The sequence below is a fragment of the Aetokthonos hydrillicola CCALA 1050 genome (assembly GCF_017591665.1).
Taxonomy (GTDB): domain Bacteria; phylum Cyanobacteriota; class Cyanobacteriia; order Cyanobacteriales; family Nostocaceae; genus Aetokthonos; species Aetokthonos hydrillicola.
In genome coordinates this window covers 1-21561 of record NZ_JAAKGC010000102.1, presented here as the reverse complement: position 1 = coordinate 21561, position 21561 = coordinate 1, and the positions used below count along the sequence as shown (strand labels likewise).

The 21561-nt window shown below is 41.6% G+C and carries 16 protein-coding genes; 10 read left to right on the top strand and 6 right to left on the bottom strand.

Going from position 1 to position 21561, the window contains the following annotated elements:
• Window positions 1-170: 170 nt before the first annotated feature.
• The 4 genes from G4P69_RS30645 (at window position 171) to G4P69_RS30630 (ending at window position 3766) form a co-directional block, all read left to right on the top strand.
• Complete coding sequence (locus G4P69_RS30645) at window positions 171-818, top strand: histidine phosphatase family protein (RefSeq protein ID WP_208339203.1); 648 nt, start codon at window positions 171-173, stop codon at window positions 816-818.
• Window positions 819-895: 77 nt separating this feature from the next.
• Complete coding sequence (locus G4P69_RS30640; protein WP_208339204.1) at window positions 896-1948, top strand: glucokinase; 1053 nt, start codon at window positions 896-898, stop codon at window positions 1946-1948.
• A gap of 47 nt (window positions 1949-1995) precedes the next feature.
• The gene (locus G4P69_RS30635) at window positions 1996-2598 is read left to right on the top strand and encodes a hypothetical protein (RefSeq protein WP_208339205.1); all 603 of its coding nucleotides are present in this window, start codon (window positions 1996-1998) and stop codon (window positions 2596-2598) included.
• A gap of 304 nt (window positions 2599-2902) precedes the next feature.
• Window positions 2903-3766: a cytochrome P450 gene (locus G4P69_RS30630; protein ID WP_243902137.1), complete on the top strand. Its 864-nt coding sequence runs from the start codon at window positions 2903-2905 to the stop codon at window positions 3764-3766.
• Here the strand turns inward: G4P69_RS30630 and G4P69_RS30625 are convergent.
• Complete coding sequence (locus G4P69_RS30625) at window positions 3696-4088, bottom strand: hypothetical protein (RefSeq protein WP_208339206.1); 393 nt, start codon at window positions 4086-4088, stop codon at window positions 3696-3698. The two genes, G4P69_RS30630 and G4P69_RS30625, sit on opposite strands and share 71 nt — an antisense overlap.
• Before the next feature lie 89 nt (window positions 4089-4177).
• Here G4P69_RS30625 and G4P69_RS40115 point away from each other — a divergent pair, with 89 nt between their 5' ends.
• From G4P69_RS40115 to G4P69_RS30605, 5 genes are all read left to right on the top strand, one after another.
• A complete protein-coding gene (locus G4P69_RS40115; RefSeq protein WP_279605110.1) occupies window positions 4178-4309 on the top strand; it encodes a ribbon-helix-helix domain-containing protein in 132 nt (43 codons plus the stop codon).
• Between the two features lie 194 nt (window positions 4310-4503).
• Window positions 4504-5955: a Ni/Fe hydrogenase subunit alpha gene (locus G4P69_RS30620; RefSeq protein WP_208339207.1), complete on the top strand. Its 1452-nt coding sequence runs from the start codon at window positions 4504-4506 to the stop codon at window positions 5953-5955.
• Window positions 5956-6262: 307 nt separating this feature from the next.
• Entirely contained in the window at window positions 6263-7276 is a 1014-nt protein-coding gene (locus tag G4P69_RS30615; protein ID WP_208339208.1) for a DUF4351 domain-containing protein, read from the top strand.
• Window positions 7277-7356: 80 nt separating this feature from the next.
• Complete coding sequence (locus G4P69_RS30610) at window positions 7357-7836, top strand: hydrogenase maturation protease (protein WP_243902138.1); 480 nt, start codon at window positions 7357-7359, stop codon at window positions 7834-7836.
• The gene (locus tag G4P69_RS30605) at window positions 7796-10570 is read left to right on the top strand and encodes a bifunctional acetate--CoA ligase family protein/GNAT family N-acetyltransferase (protein WP_208339209.1); all 2775 of its coding nucleotides are present in this window, start codon (window positions 7796-7798) and stop codon (window positions 10568-10570) included. The genes G4P69_RS30610 and G4P69_RS30605 overlap by 41 nt, the downstream gene beginning before the upstream one ends.
• A 306-nt stretch (window positions 10571-10876) precedes the next feature.
• Here the strand turns inward: G4P69_RS30605 and G4P69_RS30600 are convergent, their stop codons facing one another.
• Window positions 10877-11434: a protoglobin domain-containing protein gene (locus G4P69_RS30600; protein WP_243902139.1), complete on the bottom strand. Its 558-nt coding sequence runs from the start codon at window positions 11432-11434 to the stop codon at window positions 10877-10879.
• A gap of 392 nt (window positions 11435-11826) precedes the next feature.
• Between G4P69_RS30600 and G4P69_RS30595 the strand changes: the two genes are divergently transcribed.
• Entirely contained in the window at window positions 11827-17232 is a 5406-nt protein-coding gene (locus G4P69_RS30595) for an ATP-binding sensor histidine kinase (RefSeq protein WP_208339210.1), read from the top strand.
• A 72-nt stretch (window positions 17233-17304) separates the two neighbouring features.
• On the opposite strand, the gene G4P69_RS30590 is transcribed toward G4P69_RS30595, so the two are convergent.
• The 4 genes from G4P69_RS30590 to G4P69_RS30580 all read right to left on the bottom strand — a co-directional run bounded on the left by G4P69_RS30590 (window position 17305) and on the right by G4P69_RS30580 (window position 21197).
• Complete coding sequence (locus G4P69_RS30590; protein WP_208353378.1) at window positions 17305-17868, bottom strand: tyrosine-type recombinase/integrase; 564 nt, start codon at window positions 17866-17868, stop codon at window positions 17305-17307.
• Complete coding sequence (locus G4P69_RS40315) at window positions 17858-17998, bottom strand: DUF3226 domain-containing protein (RefSeq protein WP_313890588.1); 141 nt, start codon at window positions 17996-17998, stop codon at window positions 17858-17860. The genes G4P69_RS30590 and G4P69_RS40315 overlap by 11 nt, the downstream gene beginning before the upstream one ends.
• A gap of 3 nt (window positions 17999-18001) precedes the next feature.
• Window positions 18002-19093, bottom strand: coding sequence for an AAA family ATPase (locus tag G4P69_RS30585; protein WP_208339201.1), 1092 nt, complete (start codon window positions 19091-19093; stop codon window positions 18002-18004).
• A 187-nt stretch (window positions 19094-19280) separates the two neighbouring features.
• Window positions 19281-21197 carry a transketolase C-terminal domain-containing protein gene (locus G4P69_RS30580; protein WP_208339202.1) on the bottom strand — a complete coding sequence of 639 codons (1917 nt, stop codon included), beginning with the start codon at window positions 21195-21197 and terminating at the stop codon, window positions 19281-19283.
• Window positions 21198-21561: the final 364 nt, after the last annotated feature.

Here is a 21561-nt window from a genome sequence, read left to right as displayed (position 1 = left end):
TAGGGTATGGGGAGGAAAAAAGGTAAATTATAGGCAGTATTCAATTCCTTCAAGCCAAAACTCACTATGTAATTCTTCTCCTCTCAGATGAATATCTCGCCATGTAATTCTTCTGCTCTGCCCAATGTCCCATGCCCTATGCCCCATGCCCATTGTCCCTTACCTAATTTATGAATCAGATCATCTGGATTGCCAGACACGCCAACCGCCTCGATTTTGTAAACCCTGATTGGTTTCTCACAGCCGAACGACGCTACGATCCCCCTTTATCGGAAGATGGTATATTGCAGGCAAAGCAATTAGCTAATCGGTTGAAGGGAGAAAACATTGCTCATATTTTCTGTTCTCCCTTTCTGAGAACGGTACAAACTGCTAACCCAGTAGCAGAATTTCTCGATTTGCCAATCAAGCTGGAAACTGGATTGAGCGAATGGCTTAATCCAGCTTGGATGACAGAAGAACCAGAAAGACTCTCAACTCCAGCGTTAGCAGAATTATTTCCTAGAATTGACACTAGCTATACACCACAGATTCCTGCTAAGTATCCAGAAACGCGTTCACAAATGCTTGAGCGTTCAGGACAAGTTGCTAGAATTCTTGCTAGCGAATTCTACTCCAAGGATATACTCTTGGTGGGACATGGTGCATCCGTACTAGGAGCAGCAATTGGTTTAGTGGGCGAGATTGCCAGAACAGAGGTTAAAGCCTCATTGTGTTCTTTAGTAAAAATTGTGCGTTATGACCCCGAATGGTTACTAGAACTAAAGGGAGATACTTCCCATTTAACGGAAGTAGAGGAAGTAATCAGGTTTAATTAAATAGGGAGTAGTTGGTCGTTATTGCTTATTAGAACAACCAGCAACTAACAACTGGCAAACAACAATCTAACATCGTTATGACATTACTACTTGCAGGTGATATTGGCGGCACGAAAACCATTCTAAGACTTGTTGAGGCTTCAAACGGGTCTGCCCTACAGAGCATAAATGAAGAACGATACCGCAGTGCAGATTTTGCCGATCTTGTACCAATGGTGCAGCAATTTTTGGCAAAATCTAATGCAGGCACCCCACAAAAAGCTTGTTTTGCGATCGCAGGTCCTGTAGTTAATAACACAGCTAAATTAACAAATCTAGCATGGTCTCTTGATAGCAAGCGGTTACAAGCGGAACTAAGTATCGACCAAATTTCTTTGATCAACGACTTCTCGGCTATTGGGTACGGGATCTTAGGGTTAGAAAAACAAGATTTACACACTTTGCAAGTTGGTCTACATAACCCAGACGCGCCTATTGCTATTATTGGCGCTGGGACAGGGTTAGGTCAAGGATTTTTAATAAAACAGGGTGAACAATATCAAGTGTTTCCCTCAGAAGGAGGACATGCCGATTTTGCTCCTCGTACTGAGTTAGAATTTCAACTATTAAAGTACTTATTAGATAAACATGATATTCAACGGGTTTCTGTTGAAAGAGTAGTTTCTGGTATGGGAATTGTTGCGATTTACGAGTTTTTACGCGATCGCGAAGCGCGGCGTCGAAGCGACGATCGCAAACTAGCTGTAGAATCCCCAGAAATTGGAAAAATCGTCAGAGCCTGGGAACGAGAAGCAGGACAGCAAGAGAAAAGCGTCGATCCAGGTGCTGTTATTGGAAACGCTGCACTAGAAAAGAGCGATCGCCTCTGCGAACAAACAATGCAATTCTTTGTAGAAGCATACGGTGCTGAAGCTGGTAATCTTGCCCTTAAACTTTTACCTTACGGCGGATTATACGTTGCTGGTGGTATTGCTCCAAAAATTCTCCCCTTAATCCAAGAAGAAAGGTTTCTCTTAAGCTTCTCACAAAAAGGCAGGATGCGACGCCTTTTAGAAGATATACCTGTACATATTGTCCTTAACTCACAAGTGGGATTAATTGGTGCTGCTTTGTCTGCGGCTAGGTTATAACAAATACTATCCTCTAGGAGGATAGCAGTATTTGTACAGAGATAAATATGAGAATTAGAGGTTTTTTACCCTTAATAGCCGCCACTTTAACACTCAATTATTCTATAGGAGTTGAAGCACTTCCATCGAAACACCCACCTTCTAAAACCAAACCAACTGTTTCTCAACCCGTGCAGCCATCTTGGAAGATTTTCACATCTCCAGATGGACGCTTTACTGTTTTAATGCCAGGAAGACCAAAATTGATGATCCAAACGCAAAAAACCTATATGGGAGAAATTGACTTACAAGTATTTTTAGCTCAACCTCCCAAGCAGGAAGTTGCTTATTTAGTTGCTTACAACGACTTCCCTTATAGCTATGGTCAAATGGTGAATCCTCAAGAAATACTGAGAAATACACAATATATGGCTATAAAAACGACGCGAAGTCATTTAATTAGTCAGCGCGATATTCGTAGTTCTAATGGTCATCCAGGCAGAGAAATTGTATACATAAATTCTGGAGGTAAAATTACTAAAAACCGGATGTATTTTGCTGATGGACGCTTGTATCAAGTTGTGGCTATTGCAACTAAAAAGCAAGAAAAAACTTTATCTAAAACCATTACAGGTTACTTAAACTCTTTTCATGTAGTTCTCAGGCCGTAAGAGTTGACTATTATGCTTTTTCATGCATAGCGGTTCAACTTTTTTCATTGGGACTGTCTTGCAAAAGATGAAAGTAAAAAGTGGTATAAAAAAGGCATTAGAATAACACAGTATATGCCTGATGCACGATGTCTCTTCTAGGCTTCACTTGTTATGATAATATTGACTGCACAGTGATTCAAAGTCAATTATTACTGACCACTACTAGAAGCATGAAGCATCTGTCAGACTACAACTTCTTTGACCCAGAACTACTGGTGTGCCCTTATGAATTCTACAAGCTGGCACAAGAGCAAGCACAATTATGGAGCTACCTAGTCCCAGAGCTAACACCAAGCTTTTCCTTGTTACTCGCTATGACTTGGTGATCGAAATTCTTAGGGATACAAAAGTGTTCTCTAGCAACTTCTCTACTTTAATGGTCGGGAAAGGGCAACAGGACGAGGAGTTGGAGAAAATTGCTGCTCAAGGTTGGCCCCAGATGAACACCTTGCTCACCGCTGATCCGCCACAACACGAGCGATTCCGCTCATTGGTGAATAAAGCCTTCACCTCGTCACGGGTCAACAAAATGCAAGACTTGATCGAGCAGATTGCTGACGAACTCATTGACAGTTTTATCGATAACGGCAAATGTGAATTCGTCAGTGAGTTTGCCGTACCTTTACCACTTAAAGTTATTGCTCAGCAATTAGGTGTACCGCTGGCAGATCTGCCAAAGTTCAAGCAATGGTCTGATGCTTTTATTGCCCAACTAGGTCACCAGCTCTCCAGAGAAGAGGAGATAGAGTGTGCTAAGAATGTCGTTGCTTTCCAGCATTATTTTCATGGTGTGATCGAATCACGTCGAAAACAGCCTCAAGATGATTTGATCACGGACTTGGTAGAGGCAGAGGTAGCTTTTGAACGCCCACTTGATACTGCTGAACTGCTAAGTATAATCCAGCAAATACTAGTGGCAGGTAATGAGACGGTTACCAGCGCGATCGCAGGTGGGATGTTATTTCTGGTAAAGAATCCTGAGCAGATGAAGTTGGTACAAAAAGATTTTTCCCACATAGGGAACTTGGTGGAAGAAGTTCTACGAATGGAAAGTCCTACGGCGGGAATGTGGCGAGTTGTGACGCAAGACACAAAACTAGGAGAAGCTTTTCCCACATCCAAATAGAGCGTTTAGCAATCAATGTTGCATAGGCTTGTAGGTCGTATTCAGTGAACCGATAAGCCTTTTTCACCTCCTCAAGAGCTTTGACTCGTTCCGGGTTGGAAACTGTTTCTCCTTTCTTGTCTTTGACTGTGCGTGGCAGCTTTTTCGCTGCTTCCCATGCCTCAGAATTGCGTACCAACTCCATCCGAATAAGCGCTTCTGACTGGATTCCGTTTAACAGCCTAAATCCAGCGTTGAACCTAGCATTTAATTCTCGTTGTGCACTTGAATCAACAATTATCGGAAATTCAACAATAAAAGATGGAGTTTTTTTCTTTGGCATAGGGGTTGATCACCTCCTTTTGTTTGTTACACTCTATGCATGACAATTAATATAACAACAAAGTTCCTGAAATGGCAAGAGATTATAGAATGGTAGTCAGACTTACTGAAATTGAACGCCGCAAAGTGCAAGCGCTAGCTGAAAAACTAGGTGTTTCTGTCTCTGAAGTCGTTCAAGATTGGATAAAGACTTTGCCCGATAAGAGTAGTGACTGCGGATAAATCCGCTCGTGTCGGTTTTCATCCCCCTCTAAAGAGAGGGGGCTTTCAACCTCCCGTACCATCTTGGTAAATTTTTAACCTACTGATTTCAAAACCCTAGCCAGCAAAGCTATATTACAAGTACTTTCCCTGCGTGAGTTTATCACGCATCAATTAGCAACGCCCAGAGCAGAGTTTTGGATTCGGAGGCGAATATGTCGCAAAAAATAGTCATAGATCCTGTTACCCGCATTGAAGGTCATGCGAAAATCTCTATCTACTTAGATGATGCAGGACAAGTAAGTGATGCTCGCTTTCATGTGACCGAATTTCGGGGTTTTGAAAAGTTTTGTGAAGGTCGTCCTTTCTGGGAAATGCCAGGAATTACGGCTCGCGTCTGTGGGATTTGTCCTGTAAGTCATTTGTTAGCTTCTGCTAAAGCAGGCGATCGCATCCTTGCTGTGACGATTCCAAAAGCCGCAGAAAAGTTGCGTCGTTTGATGAACCTGGGGCAAATTATCCAATCTCACGCGCTGAGTTTCTTCCACCTTAGCGCCCCAGATTTACTATTGGGAATGGACAGCGATCCCCAAAAGCGCAATGTGTTTGGGTTAATTGCAGCTGAACCAGAACTAGCCCGTGGTGGTATTCGTTTGCGCCAATTTGGGCAAGAAATTATCGAACAACTCGGAGGACGTAAAATCCACCCATCTTGGGCGGTTCCTGGTGGAGTAGGAGAACCCCTATCTGAGGCGGGACGCACCCATATTCAAAATAGAATCCCTGAAGCAAAAGCCACAGTCCAAGATGCACTTGGTAAATTTAAAAGCTTACTCAACGAGTATGAAAAAGAAGTACAAACCTTCGGGAACTTCCCAAGTTTGTTTATGGGTTTAGTGAGTGCGGAGGGTTTATGGGAACAATATGACGGCCACATCCGCTTTGTTGATAGTGGTGGTAATATTATTGCTGATAAACTTGATCCAAGTCATTATCAAGAATTTATCGGTGAAGCGGTTGAATCTTGGAGCTATTTAAAATCTCCTTACTATCGTCCTATTGGCTACCCAGATGACAGCGATCATTGCCGTATAGATAGTGGGATTTATCGAGTAGGTCCCCTAGCACGCCTGAACATTTGTAATCACATCGGTACTGCTCTAGCTGATCAGGAGTTGAGAGAGTTTCGCGATCGCGGTCATGGAACCGTTAACTCATCATTTTTCTATCACTACGCCCGGTTAATTGAAATCTTGGCATCAATCGAGCGAATTGAAATTTTGTTAGATGACCCTGATATACTTTCAACTAGGTTGCGTGCTGATGCTGGTATTAACCAATTAGAAAGTGTTGGCGTGAGTGAAGCACCACGCGGGACATTATTCCACCATTATAAAGTTGATGAAAATGGTTTAATTCAGAAAGTCAATTTAGTGATTGCCACAGGTCAGAATAATTTAGCCATGAATCGTACAGTCGCTCAAATTGCACGGCATTTCGTTCACGGTCCAGAAATTCCTGAAGGAATGCTAAATCGGGTAGAAGCCGGAATTCGGGCGTTTGACCCTTGTTTAAGTTGTTCAACTCATGCAGCAGGACAAATGCCATTGCATATTCAATTGATGAGTGCCGAGGGAAATGTTGTTGATGAAGTCTGGCGAGAGTAATGCGTAATTTGAAGATTTAGAAATCTGCTTCTTGAGCCAGCAAGCTAATACCATCAACTGAGTAATACATGATAGCTGTTGGAAAATGCGTCAGCTATCATGTAAATCTCGTGTCTCACGCAAATCGATCCAATTCCTATGCTTTCTTAAAAGAGTACAAACAGCCTCTAACTGATTTTCATCAAGCAATTAAACTCCAAACTTATTATTTTGGGATATATTCTCAAAATTCAACTTTAATAATTAACACAAATGCGGATAAAATTTTATGAATTACATTCAATATTCCGCAAGAAGCATCAATTAAATGACACGGTTTATTCATGACAAATTTGCTAAAGACTATCTAGAAGAATTATTAAAAGATTATGGAGAAGTAAAACCATCAGAAAAAGTGTCCGGAGAAATTAAAGAAATTGATGTAGTATTTACTCCTTTTCAACAACAAACCTTAAATTTACAAGTATTAGGGTTACTTGGGAGATTTGCGGAATACCCAGCACTCATGGAACCCTTCCGCAATGCAGCGTCTAGTGATGAAATCTGCGATTGTTTGATAAAATTATTGGAGGTAAGAGCACAGCTGAGACGAGAAGCTAAAGCAAATAATACCAAACTCGAAGAATGGAAGATACCCAAATTGTGGGTGCTAACTCCAACTGCATCCGTAGCACGATTATCAGCCTTTAACGTTAAACAAGAACAGGGGTGGTTATCAGGAGTATACTTTTTAGGTGATGCTTTGCGAACAGCAATTGTGGTGATACATCAACTACCAAAAACACCAGAAACATTGTGGTTACGAGTTTTGGGTAGAGGAAGCGTGCAGTCCCAAGCAATTGCTGAGTTATCAGAATTACAATTAAATCATCCGTATCGTCAGGCAGCGTTAGAATTAGTTTATAACCTGCGAGAAAATTTAAGGATAAATCAACATTTAACGAAAGATGATCAGGAGTTAGTTATGCGCTTGGAACCACTTTATCAAAAAGACAGAGAACAAGCTAAATTCGAAGGACTAGAACAAGGACGTGAGGAAGGACGACAACAAGGACGTGAGGAAGGACGACAACAAGGACGTGAGGAAGGACGACAACAAGGACGTGAGGAAGGACGACAACAAGGACGCGAGGAAGGACGACAACGAGAACAAAGTCTTGTTTTGCGACTATTAAATCGCAGAATTGGAGAAATTAATAGCTCGTTAGTCGAGCGAGTCGGAGGGTTATCTATTGAGCAATTGGAAGAGTTAGGTGAGGCCTTATTAGATTTTTCAGCAGTAGCAGATTTAGAAGCTTGGTTGCACCAACAATCACGATAAACGTTGTACAGGTTTCCTCCCGAGTTTCTCAAGTTTTTTACCTAACTTTAATTTTGTATTAAGGAACTTTGCACAAAATAATGGGTAGTGTGATTGTGATTGGTTATGGTAATGATTTGCGTAGTGATGACGCAATTGGGCAGCGGGTTGCTAACACCTTGGCTCTTCCGAACGTGAAATCTCTTGCTGTTCATCAACTCACCCCTGAACTTGCTCAGACTTTGGCAAGTGCTGATTTGGCAATCTTTATTGATGCGTGTATAATCGCGTACGACTCCGAAGTGAAAGTACGCTCGCTAGCTCCTGCATCTTCTACTGTTAGAACAGGACATACAGGCGATCCGAGTTCGCTGCTAGCTCTCACCAAAGCCATTTACGGTCATTGCCCGCAGGCTTGGTGGATCACAGTACCAGGAGTAAACTTTGAAGTAGGCGATCGCCTATCACCAATTGCCGAAACTGGCGTGGCGATCGCTTTAGAAAAAATCGCCCAAATTGTTGACGAGAGTGCCACAACCCATGCAACAGTCTCTGAACGTAACTCCCGAAAGTGCTTCTGATATCTTACAAGCACAGAAGGTTAACCCCCTTTCTGCCATCTTTGCACCAAAGAGTGTTGCTGTTATTGGTGCTAGTGAAAAGGCTGATAGTGTTGGACGTACCTTGCTATGGAACTTAATTAGTCATCCTTTTGGCGGAACAGTCTTCCCAGTTAATCCTAAACGACATAGCGTACTAGGAATCAAAGCATACCCAACTATATCTGATTTACCAGAACGAGTTGATTTAGCAGTTATTGCTACTCCAGCGCCAACAGTTCCTGGAATTATCCGCGAGTGTGTGGATTCAGGTGTCAAAGGTGCAATTATCCTCAGCGCTGGTTTCAAAGAGGCTGGTGCAGCAGGTGTTCTTCTAGAACAGCAAATTCTCTCGGAAACTGATCGTAGTAAAATTCGTATCATTGGCCCTAATTGCTTAGGCGTCATGAACCCGCGTACAGGTTTCAATGCTACTTTTGCCAGTACGATCGCTCGTCCTGGTAATGTAGGCTTTATCAGTCAAAGTGGAGCACTTTGCACTGCTATCCTTGATTGGAGTTTCCGAGAGAACGTTGGTTTTAGTGCCTTTGTTTCCATTGGCTCAATGCTTGATGTAGATTGGGGGGATCTGATAGATTATCTCGGCGACGATCCTGATACCCATAGCATTGTTATTTACATGGAATCAATTGGGAATGCACGGTCATTCCTCTCAGCAGCACGCGAGGTGGCGTTAACAAAGCCTATTATTGTGATCAAAGCTGGTCGTACTGAAGCAGCCGCAAAGGCAGCAGCTTCTCATACAGGAACACTGGCAGGAAGTGATGCAGTTCTAGATGCTGCTTTCCGGCGTTGTGGTGTGCTACGTGTCAACAGTATCTCCGACTTGTTTGACATGGCAGAAGTGCTGGCAAAACAACCTCGTCCTAAAGGACCACGATTAACAATTCTCACTAACGCAGGAGGACCAGGGGTACTAGCAACCGATACCTTAATTACTAGTGGTGGAGAACTTGCCCCAATCTCTGAAGAGACTCGCGCGTCGCTGAATCAAATACTACCAGAACATTGGAGCCATAGCAACCCAATTGATATTCTCGGTGATGCTGATCCCCATAGATATAGCAAGGCTTTAGAGATTGCTGCTAAGGATCCTAACAGTGATGGCTTACTGGTGATCTTAACTCCTCAAGCTATGACAGACCCCGCCCAAACTGCAGAGGAGTTGAAACCCTATGGGCAGATTTCTGGGAAACCGATTCTAGCTAGTTGGATGGGGGGATCTGATGTAGCAGATGGGGAGATGATTCTCAATCGTAACCATATTCCCACTTACTCTTACCCTGATACGGCAGCTCGTGTTTTTAGTTACATGTGGAAGTCTAGTTATAACCTCAGTGGTATCTACGAAACACCTGTATTAGGAAATAGTGAATGCGGAATAGAAAATGGGTGTGCTGTTGTGGCGCAGATTATTGATGCGGCAAAACAAGCAGGTCGTACAATTCTAACTGAGATAGAATCTAAACAGATTTTAGCAGCTTATGGTATTCCCATTGTTGAAACTCGCCTTGCCACAAGTGAGAGAAAGGCTATTCAATATGCGGAAGAAATTGGTTATCCAGTCGTCCTTAAACTTTTTTCCCACACAATCACCCATAAAACCGATGTTGGTGGTGTGCAGTTAAATTTAACTGATGCCGAATCTGTACAAAGAGCGTATAAAACTATAGTAGAATCAGTTACTGAGAAAGTTGGTGCTGAACATTTTTTGGGTGTAACTGTTCAACCAATGGTAAAAATTAGTGGCTACGAACTGATAATTGGCAGTAGTATTGATACACAGTTTGGACCAGTGCTGCTTTTTGGCGCTGGGGGACAACTGGTAGAAGTTTTTCAGGATCGCGCGATCGCACTTCCTCCCCTCAACACAACTTTAGCGCGACGCATGATGGAACAAACACAAATTCACAAAGCACTTAAAGGAGTCCGGGGACGTAACAGTGTTGATCTCGCATCCCTTGAACAACTGATGGTGCAATTCAGCCAACTTGTTGTAGAACAGCGCTGGATCAAGGAAATAGATATCAACCCGTTGTTGGCGATCCCCCCTTATCAAAACGAGCCAGGAAGACTCATTGCGCTAGACGCTAGAGTTGTCCTTCACCCAGCAGATGTTACCGAAGATCATCTACCAAAGTTAGCTATTCGACCCTATCCTACACAATATGTTGGACAATGGACGATGAAAGACGGAAACTCAGTTACAATCCGTCCAATCCGTCCTGAAGATGAACCTTTGATGGTTCAATTTCACAAGACATTATCTGAGGAAAGCGTCTATTTTCGTTATTTCCATTTGATTAAGCTTCAGTCTAGGGTAGCCCATGAACGACTAACACGTATATGCTTTATCGACTATGATCGTGAGATGGCGCTGGTTACTGAATATCAAAATCCCGAAACACACACACGGGAAATTTTGGCAGTTGGTCGCTTAAGCAAATTGCACGGCACTAATGAAGCTGAATTTGCCCTGCTTGTGAGCGATCGCACTCAATGCAAAGGATTAGGAACTGAGTTACTACGACGCCTGCTGGAAGTTAGTCGTAATGAAAAACTCGAGAGCATTTCTGCTGATATCCTGCTCGACAATCATGGTATGCAAAGAGTTTGTCAAAAACTTGGTTTTATCATCGAATCCACACCAGATCCAACTGTTGTCAAAGCTTACATGAATCTTGAAGGCTTATGATCGAAGCATCTAGCTAATAAACTGACAAGTGCTGATATTATTACCGGAGGAGTTTTGCTCTGGGCTAAGAAACTAGGAATGCTATCCGATGATGACCCTTTGAATAGATACATCGAAGGCTTAATGCAGCGACCTGCTTTTATCAGTGCGGATGAAGATTTTTACGCGAAAATCAGTCCGTAGTCTTTTTCTGAGGCGGGAAGAATACCAATTCTGTTAAAGGAGTTGCACCCTGTCAGGGTAAACATTTGGCAAGGACGATTGTAGCTGTGAGTAGTCTTGTTAATGCTACAGTGATGGGAAGTTTTACATAGACTTTGCGCCTGTGGCTATTAAACGTCTAAATAAACCTTCAGTCCACCCAGTTTCCCTAAGAACAGCAGCCGAAGATACTTCCACGTAAGCTTGCTCTATGAAAGCCAAATCGATCATGCAAATACGACTTAGAGCATCTTTGAGAGCTTGGTCTTTCCCATCAACCTCTAACTGCTTACCAATTTCGTGGATCACCGTTGCCATAGCAGGAACTACATGCTGGGGTCCAATATTAATCCGGACATGAACCAGACCGATTTTCCAACGGCGCTCAGCATACACAGTTCCCCAATCATCCATTCCTGTAAACATTTCATGGAACCATTGAACAAAAGTTTCATGCAGTCGATGGATACGTTGCTCTCCGGTATGCAAAATCGCTTTCATTTCCGGATCTCGCTCTAGGTAACTATAAAAGTGATCAGCCATTGCTGGTGAAACTTTTAAGCCCCAATCAGCATTAGCTTTCAACAGCACTTTGTCTTGTTCTGTCAAGCCAACACGTTTTTCCAGTGTCAATAGAAAACTTTGTGGTTCGACTGTAATCATGAGCTTCTCCTCTTTTAGCTTGATTTATAACGGTTTTCGTGCCGATAAAGCACACCCCAGTGTAAACTTTCTTTCAGCATTATTTGCAGCTATTCTCATTTAACCATCTTATTGACATTAAGCTAAACTGGCTTGTATTGCTACAAAGCTTACTCTGTCTAATTTTCTAGTTATTGTCCTACTTCCTACTCTCAAGGTATACAAATAATTTCAAAAATCAAAGCAGATTATTTATACATGTTTGCTCGATTTCAGTATTAAAGCACACTTATTTTACCTATTTTCGTTAGTTAATACCTAATGAAGGGGAATACTAATTTCATCTCAACTTGACGTGGGCAGTGTCATCCAAGTAGAGAAGCAAACACCTATTGAAACCGGAAGCAGTATAAATGGCTATTGACACTTACACCTGTATCATTCCCGAATACCAAATTAGCGAACTGCTATACGTAGGCTCTAAAACCAGAGTATATCGAGCTATCCGCCAATTGGATCAACTGCCAGTAGTCATCAAACTTTTAACATCAGAATATCCCAGCTTCCATGAATTATTACAATTTCGCAACCAGTACACCATCAGTAAAAACCTCGTTATTCCTGGTATTATTCATCCCTTATCCTTAGAAACCTATGGTCATGGTTATATTTTGGTGATGGCTGATACCGGAGGAATTTCGTTACGAGAATATGTTAAAGCTACTACCCTTTCCGTAAGCGAATTTTTAGCGATCGCCATTCAACTAAGTAATATTCTCCACGATTTGCACCAAAATTGCCTCATCCACAAAGACATCAAACCCGCCAATATCCTCATAAACCCAGAAACACAACAAGTTGAACTGATTGACTTCAGTATCGCCTCACTATTGCCCAAAGAAACCCAAGAAATTAAAAGTCCCAATGTATTAGAAGGTACACTCGCTTACATTTCTCCCGAACAAACAGGGAGGATGAACCGAGGCATAGACTACCGCAGTGATTTTTATTCTTTAGGTGTGACATTTTATGAATTATTAACCGGTAATTTACCATTCATCTGTGATGAGCCAATGGAGTTAGTGTATTGCCATATTGCCAAAAAACCAAATGAAGTAACAAGTGAACGAATCCCCCAAGTAATTTCAAACATTGTGATGAAGTTGATGGCAAAAAATGCCGAAGATCGCTATCAGAGTGCGTTGGGTTTAAAATTTGATTTAGAAAAATGTCTGGTTCAATTGCAATTGACTGGCAAAGTTGAATATTTTGAAATTGGTGGACGGGATATTTGTGAGCGCTTCCTCATTCCTGAAAAACTTTATGGACGTGAAGCAGAAGTGCAAACTTTATTAAATGCTTTTGAGCGCGTCGCAGGAGGTTCTGCAGAATTCATGCTTGTTGGGGGTTTTTCAGGAATTGGTAAAACTGCTGTGGTGAATGAAGTGCATAAGCCAATTGTCGAGCAACGCGGCTATTTCATCAAAGGCAAATTTGACCAATTCAATCGTAATATTCCCTTGGGAGCATTTGTGCAAGCTTTTCGCGATTTGATGGGGCAATTGCTTTCGGAATCTGATGTACAACTTAAGCAATGGCAAACTAAAATTTTATCAGTCGTAGGAGAAAATGGACAAGTTCTGATTGAAGTGATTCCCGAACTAGAGCAAATTCTTGGCAAACAACCACCTGCGCCTCAGCTATCAGGTAGTGCAGATCAAAATCGGTTTCATCTATTATTCCAAAAGTTTATTGAAGTATTTACGACTGCAGAACATCCATTGGTAATATTTTTGGATGATTTGCAGTGGGGGGATTTGGCTTCGTTTGAGTTAATTAAACTCTTGATGCAGGACAACCACCATTTGCTAGTTTTAGGTGCATATCGAGATAATGAAGTCTCGCCTGTCCACCCGCTTATTCTAACAGTAGAAGAACTTAACAAAGCAGAGGTCATTATTAATATAATTACCCTAACATCTCTGACTTTTGACAATACCAATCATCTCGTTGCCGATACGTTAAATTGTTCGATAGAACTCGCAAAACCTCTGACTGAATTAATCGAGCGAAAAACCCAAGGTAATCCATTTTTCATTACTCAGTTCCTCAAAGCGTTACACGAAGACAAATATATTACCTTCAATCCTAATTGCCGTTACTGGGAATGTGATCTTGCCCAAGTGAATGCGCTATCGCTCACCGATGATGTGGTGGAATTTATGGCGTTGCGATTGCAGAAATTGCCAGACGAAACACAACAGGTGCTTAAGTTAGCCGCTTGCATTGGTAATCAGTTTGATTTAGCAACAGTGGTAATCATCTCAGAACAATCCCCAACTGATACAGCAACAGCATTGTGGAAAGCGCTCCAGGAAGGATTGATTTTGCCCACTAGCCAGGTTTACAAGTTTTTTCAGGCAGAGGATACCAGCTATGCTGAAGCACAGCAGGCTATTAATCCAACATATCGATTTTTGCATGATCGGGTTCAGCAAGCGGCTTATTCTCTCATTCAAGATGACCAAAAACAAGTAACGCATTACCAAATAGGACAACAATTATTACGTCATACACCTATAAATTTACAAGAAAATAAAATTTTTGATATTGTCAACCATCTCCATTTGGGCATGAATTTCATCATTGAACAATCAGAAAAAGATGAATTGGCTCAATTGAACTTAATTGCAGGGAAAAAAGCAAAAGTTTCTACTGCTTATAAAGCAGCTATCAAATACTTTTCTACAGGTATAAGCCTTTTATCCCAAGAAAGTTGGAAAAATAATTATTGTCTCACATTTTCTTTATATCAACAGCAAGGAGAATGTGAATATCTAATTGGGAATTTCCATCGAGCAGAAGAACTATTTGACATTGCATTACAGCATTCACAAAATGTCTTTCATCAAGCAGACATTTATGCTGTATTAATGATGCTTAGAATGACTCAGGGTGAAAACCTTGACGCTTCTGTTGAGGCTGGATTGAAAGGTTTAAGCATTTTGGGTATGAAACTCCCACAAACACCAGACGAATTGAAAGTTGCCATTGATACTGAACTTCATAAGTTGCAATCATTACTTTCAACTGGGAGTCACAACGATATACTCACCCTCCCTGAGATGACAGATCCAATCAAACAAGCGTGCATGAAGCTTTTGGCTGGTTTATATTCAGCAACCTATCTAGCAGGCAACGTTCAAATCAATCGGTTGACTTGCTTGTTAATGCTTAATACTTCATTGGAGTATGGTAATTCCGAAAGCTCTGGTTTTGCTTACTGCCTTTATGGTATGACTTTGGTTGAACAAAGAGAATATGAAACTGCTTATCAATTTGGTAAGCAAGCCCTAGAACTTGACCAAAAATTCAATAATCCTCAATTTATTGCTAAAAATAATAATCACTTTTGCCACTCTATTAATCCTTATTTTCAACCATTAAAAACTAATTTACCGCTTTACCAACGCTCTTTTCAGATTTGTAATGAATGTGGAGATTTAGTATTTGGTGTTTGGGCAGTTATATTCATGATATGGACAATGCTAATGCAAGGCAAGTATGTAGCAGATGTCTATGCTGAAACAGAAAAATATTTGACCTACGTTGAGGATGCTAATGATATAAATATATTCCAAATTTTTAACCAACAACAGGAATTTCTATTGCATCTGCAAGGTTTTGTCTCAGAAACTGACTTACTAGCAGATTGGAATAGTCAGAAAATAAACTGTATAAACATTTGGCGCAAAAATAATTTTCCATCTGGAATTAATTGGTACTGCTTCCTGAGAATCCAACTATCATATATATATGGCGATTACGCTGATGCAGTTAAAACTGCTACCATCAATCAACAAACCCTCGCTGCAAACCTTGGTTTTTTCCCTGTAATTCAATATCACTTCTATTATCCGCTTAGTTTGACTGCGCTCTACACAACAGCAACACCAGAAGAGAAACAGTCTTATTGGGATATAGTCGAGGAACATCAGCAATTGATCAAGACATGGGCGGATCATTGTCCAGAAAACTTTTTGCATAAATATTATTTGCTTTCAGCTGAAATGGCAAAGATTTCTGGGAATTCGTCAGAAGCAATCAACTTTTATGATCGTGCTATTGCTGGAGCTACAAAAAATGAATTCCTCCATGAAGCTGCACTGAGCAATGAACTGGCTGCTAAGTTTTACCTTGACTGGGGCAAAGAGAAAGTTGCTGCAATCTATATGCAAGAAGCTTACTATGACTACGCTCGTTGGGGTGCAAGCTCAAAAATTAGCGATCTAGAACGTCGCTATCCTGATTTATTGCGCCCCATTCTCCTACAGGCAAATCCCAGTGTGAACCCGTGGGAAACTTTAGAAACTCTCATTGCTCCCAATCACTCAATACATTCTTCAGCAAAAGTTAAAGGTTCTTCTAGCTCTAGCATGAATACTGTGCTAGATTTTGCGGCTATCCTCAAAGCTTCTCAAGTATTGTCAAGTAAAATTCAATTAGATCAACTACTGCAAAAACTAACTCAGATTATTCTGCAAAACTCTGGTGGCGATCGCTGTGCCTTAATCCTACCTGATAACTATGGTAATTGGCTACTGCAAGCAATGGCTACACCGGAAAGCACAGAACTTTGTTCGCAACCCCTCGATAATAATCCTAACTTACCAATCAAGCTCATCCAGTACGTAAAAAATACCCAAGAAGTTGTCGTAATTGATCATCTCAAAACTCATCTCCCTGTAATTAGTGAATATTTAACACAGCACAAACCAAAGAGTGTGCTGTGTTTACCTCTTCTCAATCAGGGAAATTTGATTGGGATTTTGTATTTACAGAACCAATCCACCAGTGGTGTATTTACTAATGATCGTGTTCTCATTGTCAATTTTCTTTGTATCCAAGCTGCCATTTCTCTAGAAAATGCTCGCCTTTATCAGCAAGCTAGAGCTTATACTCAACAGTTGGAACGCTCCCAACTAAAAATTATACAAAGCGAAAAAATGGCATCTCTAGGTAATTTGGTTGCAGGAGTTGCTCACGAAGTCAATAACCCCGTTGGTTTCCTGAATGGTAGTATCAACAATGCAAAAGAATACGTTCAAGATTTAATCGGACATCTAGAACTTTATCAAAAACAATATCCCCAACCAGCAGCATCAATTCAAGAGAACGCTGAAGATATTGATTTAGAATTTTTAGTTGCAGATTTACCGAAGTTACTTGATTCGATGAGTGAAGCGACTAAGCGTATCAAATCGATTAGTACTAGTCTGCGTACTTTCTCCCGTGCTGACACTGACTACAAAGTAACTACTAATCTCCATGAAGGTCTGGATAGCACCTTACTAATTCTAAAATATCGCCTCAAGGCCAACGAACACCGTCCCGCTATCAGAATTCAGCAAGAATATGGTGATATACCGCTAATCGAATGCTTTCCTGGTCAGTTAAACCAAGTTTTCATGAATATCTTGGCCAACGCTATTGACATGTTTGATGATATAGCACAAGAGCGTACGTTTGCCAAATTGCAAACAAATCCCCAACAAATTACTATCCGTACCGAAGCGCTCGCCAACCAAGTTTATATTAGGATTCGAGATAACGGTAAAGGCATGAGTAAAGAAGTCCAAGGTAAAATCTTTGACCATTTATTTACTACCAAAGAAGTAGGTAAAGGGACAGGATTAGGACTGGCGATCGCTCGTCAAATTGTGGAAGAAAAACACGGCGGTAAAATTGAAGTAAATTCTGTTTTAGGACAGGGAAGTGAATTCATAATTTCCATTCCGATTACCACTTCCTCACAGTGACATTTTATCCAAAGGAAAGTTTTTGTGCGCAGACTGTGTCAGGTAATTACCTTCGGCAGACCCCCTTGGCGATCACTTTTTATCCGTTGGAATTGATAAAAGCGGTGTAAACACGTAATCACAGTTTCGACAACGAAAGCGCTTGTGGTTTAAGCCATCAGCTAAGATTTGAAAACCATCTTGCTGAAGTTCTTTTGATTTACAGTTAGGGCATTTGAGAACCGAAGTGTTCTTTTCTACTTCAACACGTGGCTGTTTTTGTTTCTGCGGTTTGTGTTCCTCCCTATTAGTGGACTGTTGAGTGCTTTGGTTTGTCGTTTGAGAAAGCATGTTCAGGTACAAGGCGCTAGAATCATCTATGCGTGCATGAAGGTATCTGCTGGTGGTAGCAATCGAACTATGACCAACAGTATTCTGCACCAAATGTAGCGGCGCACCCCTAGAGAGCGAATGGATTGCATGGGCGTGTCTCAACCAATGGGGAGAAACCTTTTTGTCAATACCCGCCTCAATAGCGGACGAAGCCACAATGCGATTGACTTGGGACTGGTCAAGGTTTGTACCAAGACCGTCTTTCTGTCTAGATATAAATACAGGGTCACCACCAAGAGCATTGTTTCTTAGCTTACACATCATAATCACGAATATAGACAATAGGGCTTTTCCGTGTTCCCCAATTTATACCATTTGCTTCGATCAACTCTGGAATTACACGTACGTCCTGCTTTCCCTCTACAAGAAGAACCTTTGGATGAACATCAGCCATTGTCTAGCGTACCTCGATTCCTCGTTCAGCAGCTATTACAATTTGTCGTTCGGTAAAGACAATACTGTTGGGTTTGCCTTTTTCAATCCTTTGAATTGTAATGCCTTCCTCACTTGGGCTTTCTGCACTTGCAATTTCAGCCAAGCTTGTCCAGCAATCACTGTTATGGGTTGTAGCGAAAACTTGAACATTAAGCCGCTTAGCTATTTTCCAGATTAATCTCCACATATCAGACATCGCACTAAAGTGAAGTCCGGTGTCAATTTCATCAACTAATAAAACACCATTTCTTGCATTAACAATTGCTAATGTAAGTCCTAACATTCGCCATATTCCATCTCCCATACTGCCAATTGGTATACGTTGATATCCATTATAAAGCCGTACCACAAAGCCGCTACGTGAGGGCGTAGATCTATATTTATCAGATCCGACTGAAGCAATACGTTCAAGACTTGGCTCAATTGTCTGGAGAGCCTCTGTAACAAGATCTTCTTCCGGTGTGAGAACAACTTGATCAAACAACTCAATCATTTTCTCGGTTGTCAAAGAGGAAGATGTTACAAATTGCGTTCTTGCTACTGAATTTTTAAAGTCTCTAGAAAAACGTCTTATGGAATCCAACGGCAAGCGCAATCCTTCGTTAGGTGATAATCGTAGCTCGAACGGCTCATTCTTTTGACCCGACCACTCAATAACCAATACAAGCTCTCGTAGGTCTTCAAATGAACTATCTCGTCTTCTCTTCTGTTCCACAGATACAACCATTTGTTCTGTGTCGTTATAAGTGTCACCAAGAATTGAAAACTTACTACCTACATTAATCTCATGAGCATAAAAGAGATGACGAACATCTAGCTCACGATAGTCAGCACGTTCATCATTCAAAATATATTCACCCCGATTAATCATTACTTCTCGTAATGATTCTCGTAACAATTCTTGATTAAACCGAGAGTTAAGAAGTTGAACAGCTTCTAAGACTGATGTTTTACCACTATTGTTAGTACCAACAAGCAAGTTTAACCTGCCAAGCTGCTGAAGTTCAAAAGCTTGGAAACAACGGAAATTTTCAATTCTTAGTGTCCTCAGCATGATTAGACGAAATTGCGCAAGTTATGGTGCCTGCTCCTAAGATAAGGGATATTGCTGCTTCTCAACGTAATACCGCAGTGGTATGACAAAGCTCTCATGCACCAAGCTAAGCTGATTATTTACCAGACATGATAGTGAGGACAAGGAAGCATTCATCTCCCTTGTCTCCCCAGTTTCCAGCAAGCGTTTACTTAATAATTTCCTTCACCTTCTTGATAATGCCTTCTGGATCTATTCCCTGATGAGGGAATTGTTCCCACAAACCGCCACAACCTTCTTTGTGAACACCCAAGTGGGCAAATTTTGGTGTAAATCCACGTTCTAGTAGCCAAGAACCAAAGCGACTGCCAAGTCCTGTACGTCGGTTAAAGGATTCTACTACTAGCACAAATGGAGCACGACCAACCTTGGCAAGCATATCTTCATCAACAACGTTCAGCGTAGGCTTGTTAATTAAGCCTACATCGATCCCTTCTTGCTTCAACCGTTCTACTGCATCGACTGAACGATACAATGCATCACCAAAGCTAACGATGTAACCAGCAGTTCCTTCACGTACAACTTCATCCTTACCAGGAACGAAGGTGTAACCTTCTTCATATAGGTCTTTTCCGTTGGCGTCAAGGATGTGGGGCACTTTCGAACGGGTTGAGAAGATGAAGCGTAATCCTGGATCGAAGAATACTGCTTCAACACAAGCTTTCATCTGTGCTGCGTCTGCTGGGAAGTACAAGCGTGTTTCGTAACCGTCGTCTAGCCCGTTATCAGCAAACAGGTTATTTAAACCAAAATGGCAGGTATTATCTGCCATGTCGTCTATACCTGAGTGAGAAAAGTGACACAGAACATTCGAGTAATTTAAACGCGCCATTGTAATTTCTGAGATACACATCTCAAGGAACGCGCTAAAAGTACCAAAGATACCTTGCTTACCTTTTTCCATGCCAAAACCGGCGGCAGCGGAAAAGTTTCCTCGCTCCATGATACCAGAACTAACGAAGATTTCTGGATAGGTATCGTGGATCTTTTTCAGTCCGCAAGAACCTTCTAAGTCACTGTCAATACACATCACTTTTTCGATGCGTTCAGCTTCTGTCAGTTTGCTGAGAACAGATACCACTGCTTCACCGAATACGTTGCGGTTAGAACCTTGCTTGTCACTAGAGCCAAGGAATTTATAGGTGTCCTTAGGCTTTTCAACATTTTTCAGGTAATTGACGGCTTCTGTTTGTCCGTGTTTTTCTAGGTAGGCGATCGCCTTATCTACCGAAATGACATCGTGACCATGAGTAGAACCTTCTATACCATCAATACCAACAGCCATTTTCCGCTTGTTAACCAAGGCTATTGGTCCATCAGTTGTCACAGCCTGGCATATACGGCGATACAACTCATCTATATCTTCACCATCTCCTTCATTTACATTTACACCATGACCAGCTAGTGTCTTGGTGACACTGTAACCTGGTAGGTAATCTGAAGGATGTCCTGCGATGGTCACATCATTATCATCAATAATTAGCTTCACGTTGAGATTCTTAGCAACTGCCAAACGTGCTGCTTCCGCATCATTACCTTCCTGCTGTGAACCATCAGAACCAAGACAGATAACAACCTTGCCAGGATTTGCGAGTGCTACGCCATTAATATATGGCCAAATGTGTCCCAAACGACCAGAGCTAAACTTTACACCTGGTGTTAGCCCAAGTTCAGGGTGTCCTGGTAATTGTGCATGAGCAGCACGATATTGGGTAAGACGCTCAACAGGTAATTCTTTATGCAAAGCCGCCATCAGGTATTGTGTCGCCACCCGGTGTCCTGCTTCATCAAAGAAAATCGGCACGAATTTATCTGGTGCGCCTCGGAACAACGCATCGAGGATTACCACTTCTGGTACTGTGTCGTAGGGACCACCAGTATGTCCACCTACACCTCTAGCTGCTCCTGTTGCAGTAAAGAAAACAATCGCATCGCGACAGAGTTGAATATTAGCCTTTAGCGTTTTGCGCTCCTCATCAGTGAGGGTTGGTTTTGTAGGATCTAATGCTAACGGCTTGTAAGCAGCAAGATCAATGGGAAAGCTAGGTTTTACAGTAGTAGTCATTGGTGTTGTTCCTGATTTTTACGGATTGTCACAGATAAAACTGCCATAGATAACAGTAAAGCTGCAAATGCAAACCATTTATTTATGGTATAATTGTAGGCTGCACTGAACCTTCACACCACGTTGCACACTCCGGAGATAGACTAGAGTTTATCGTGAATATAGCCACTTTCCGTATAGAATCTACAAAAATTGAGGGGAAGTGGGCATGGGGCATAGCGCATAGGGCATAGCGCGTAGGGTATGGGGAGGAAAAAAGGTAAATTATAGGCAGTATTCAATTCCTTCAAGCCAAAACTCACTATGTAATTCTTCTCCTCTCAGATGAATATCTCGCCATGTAATTCTTCTGCTCTGCCCAATG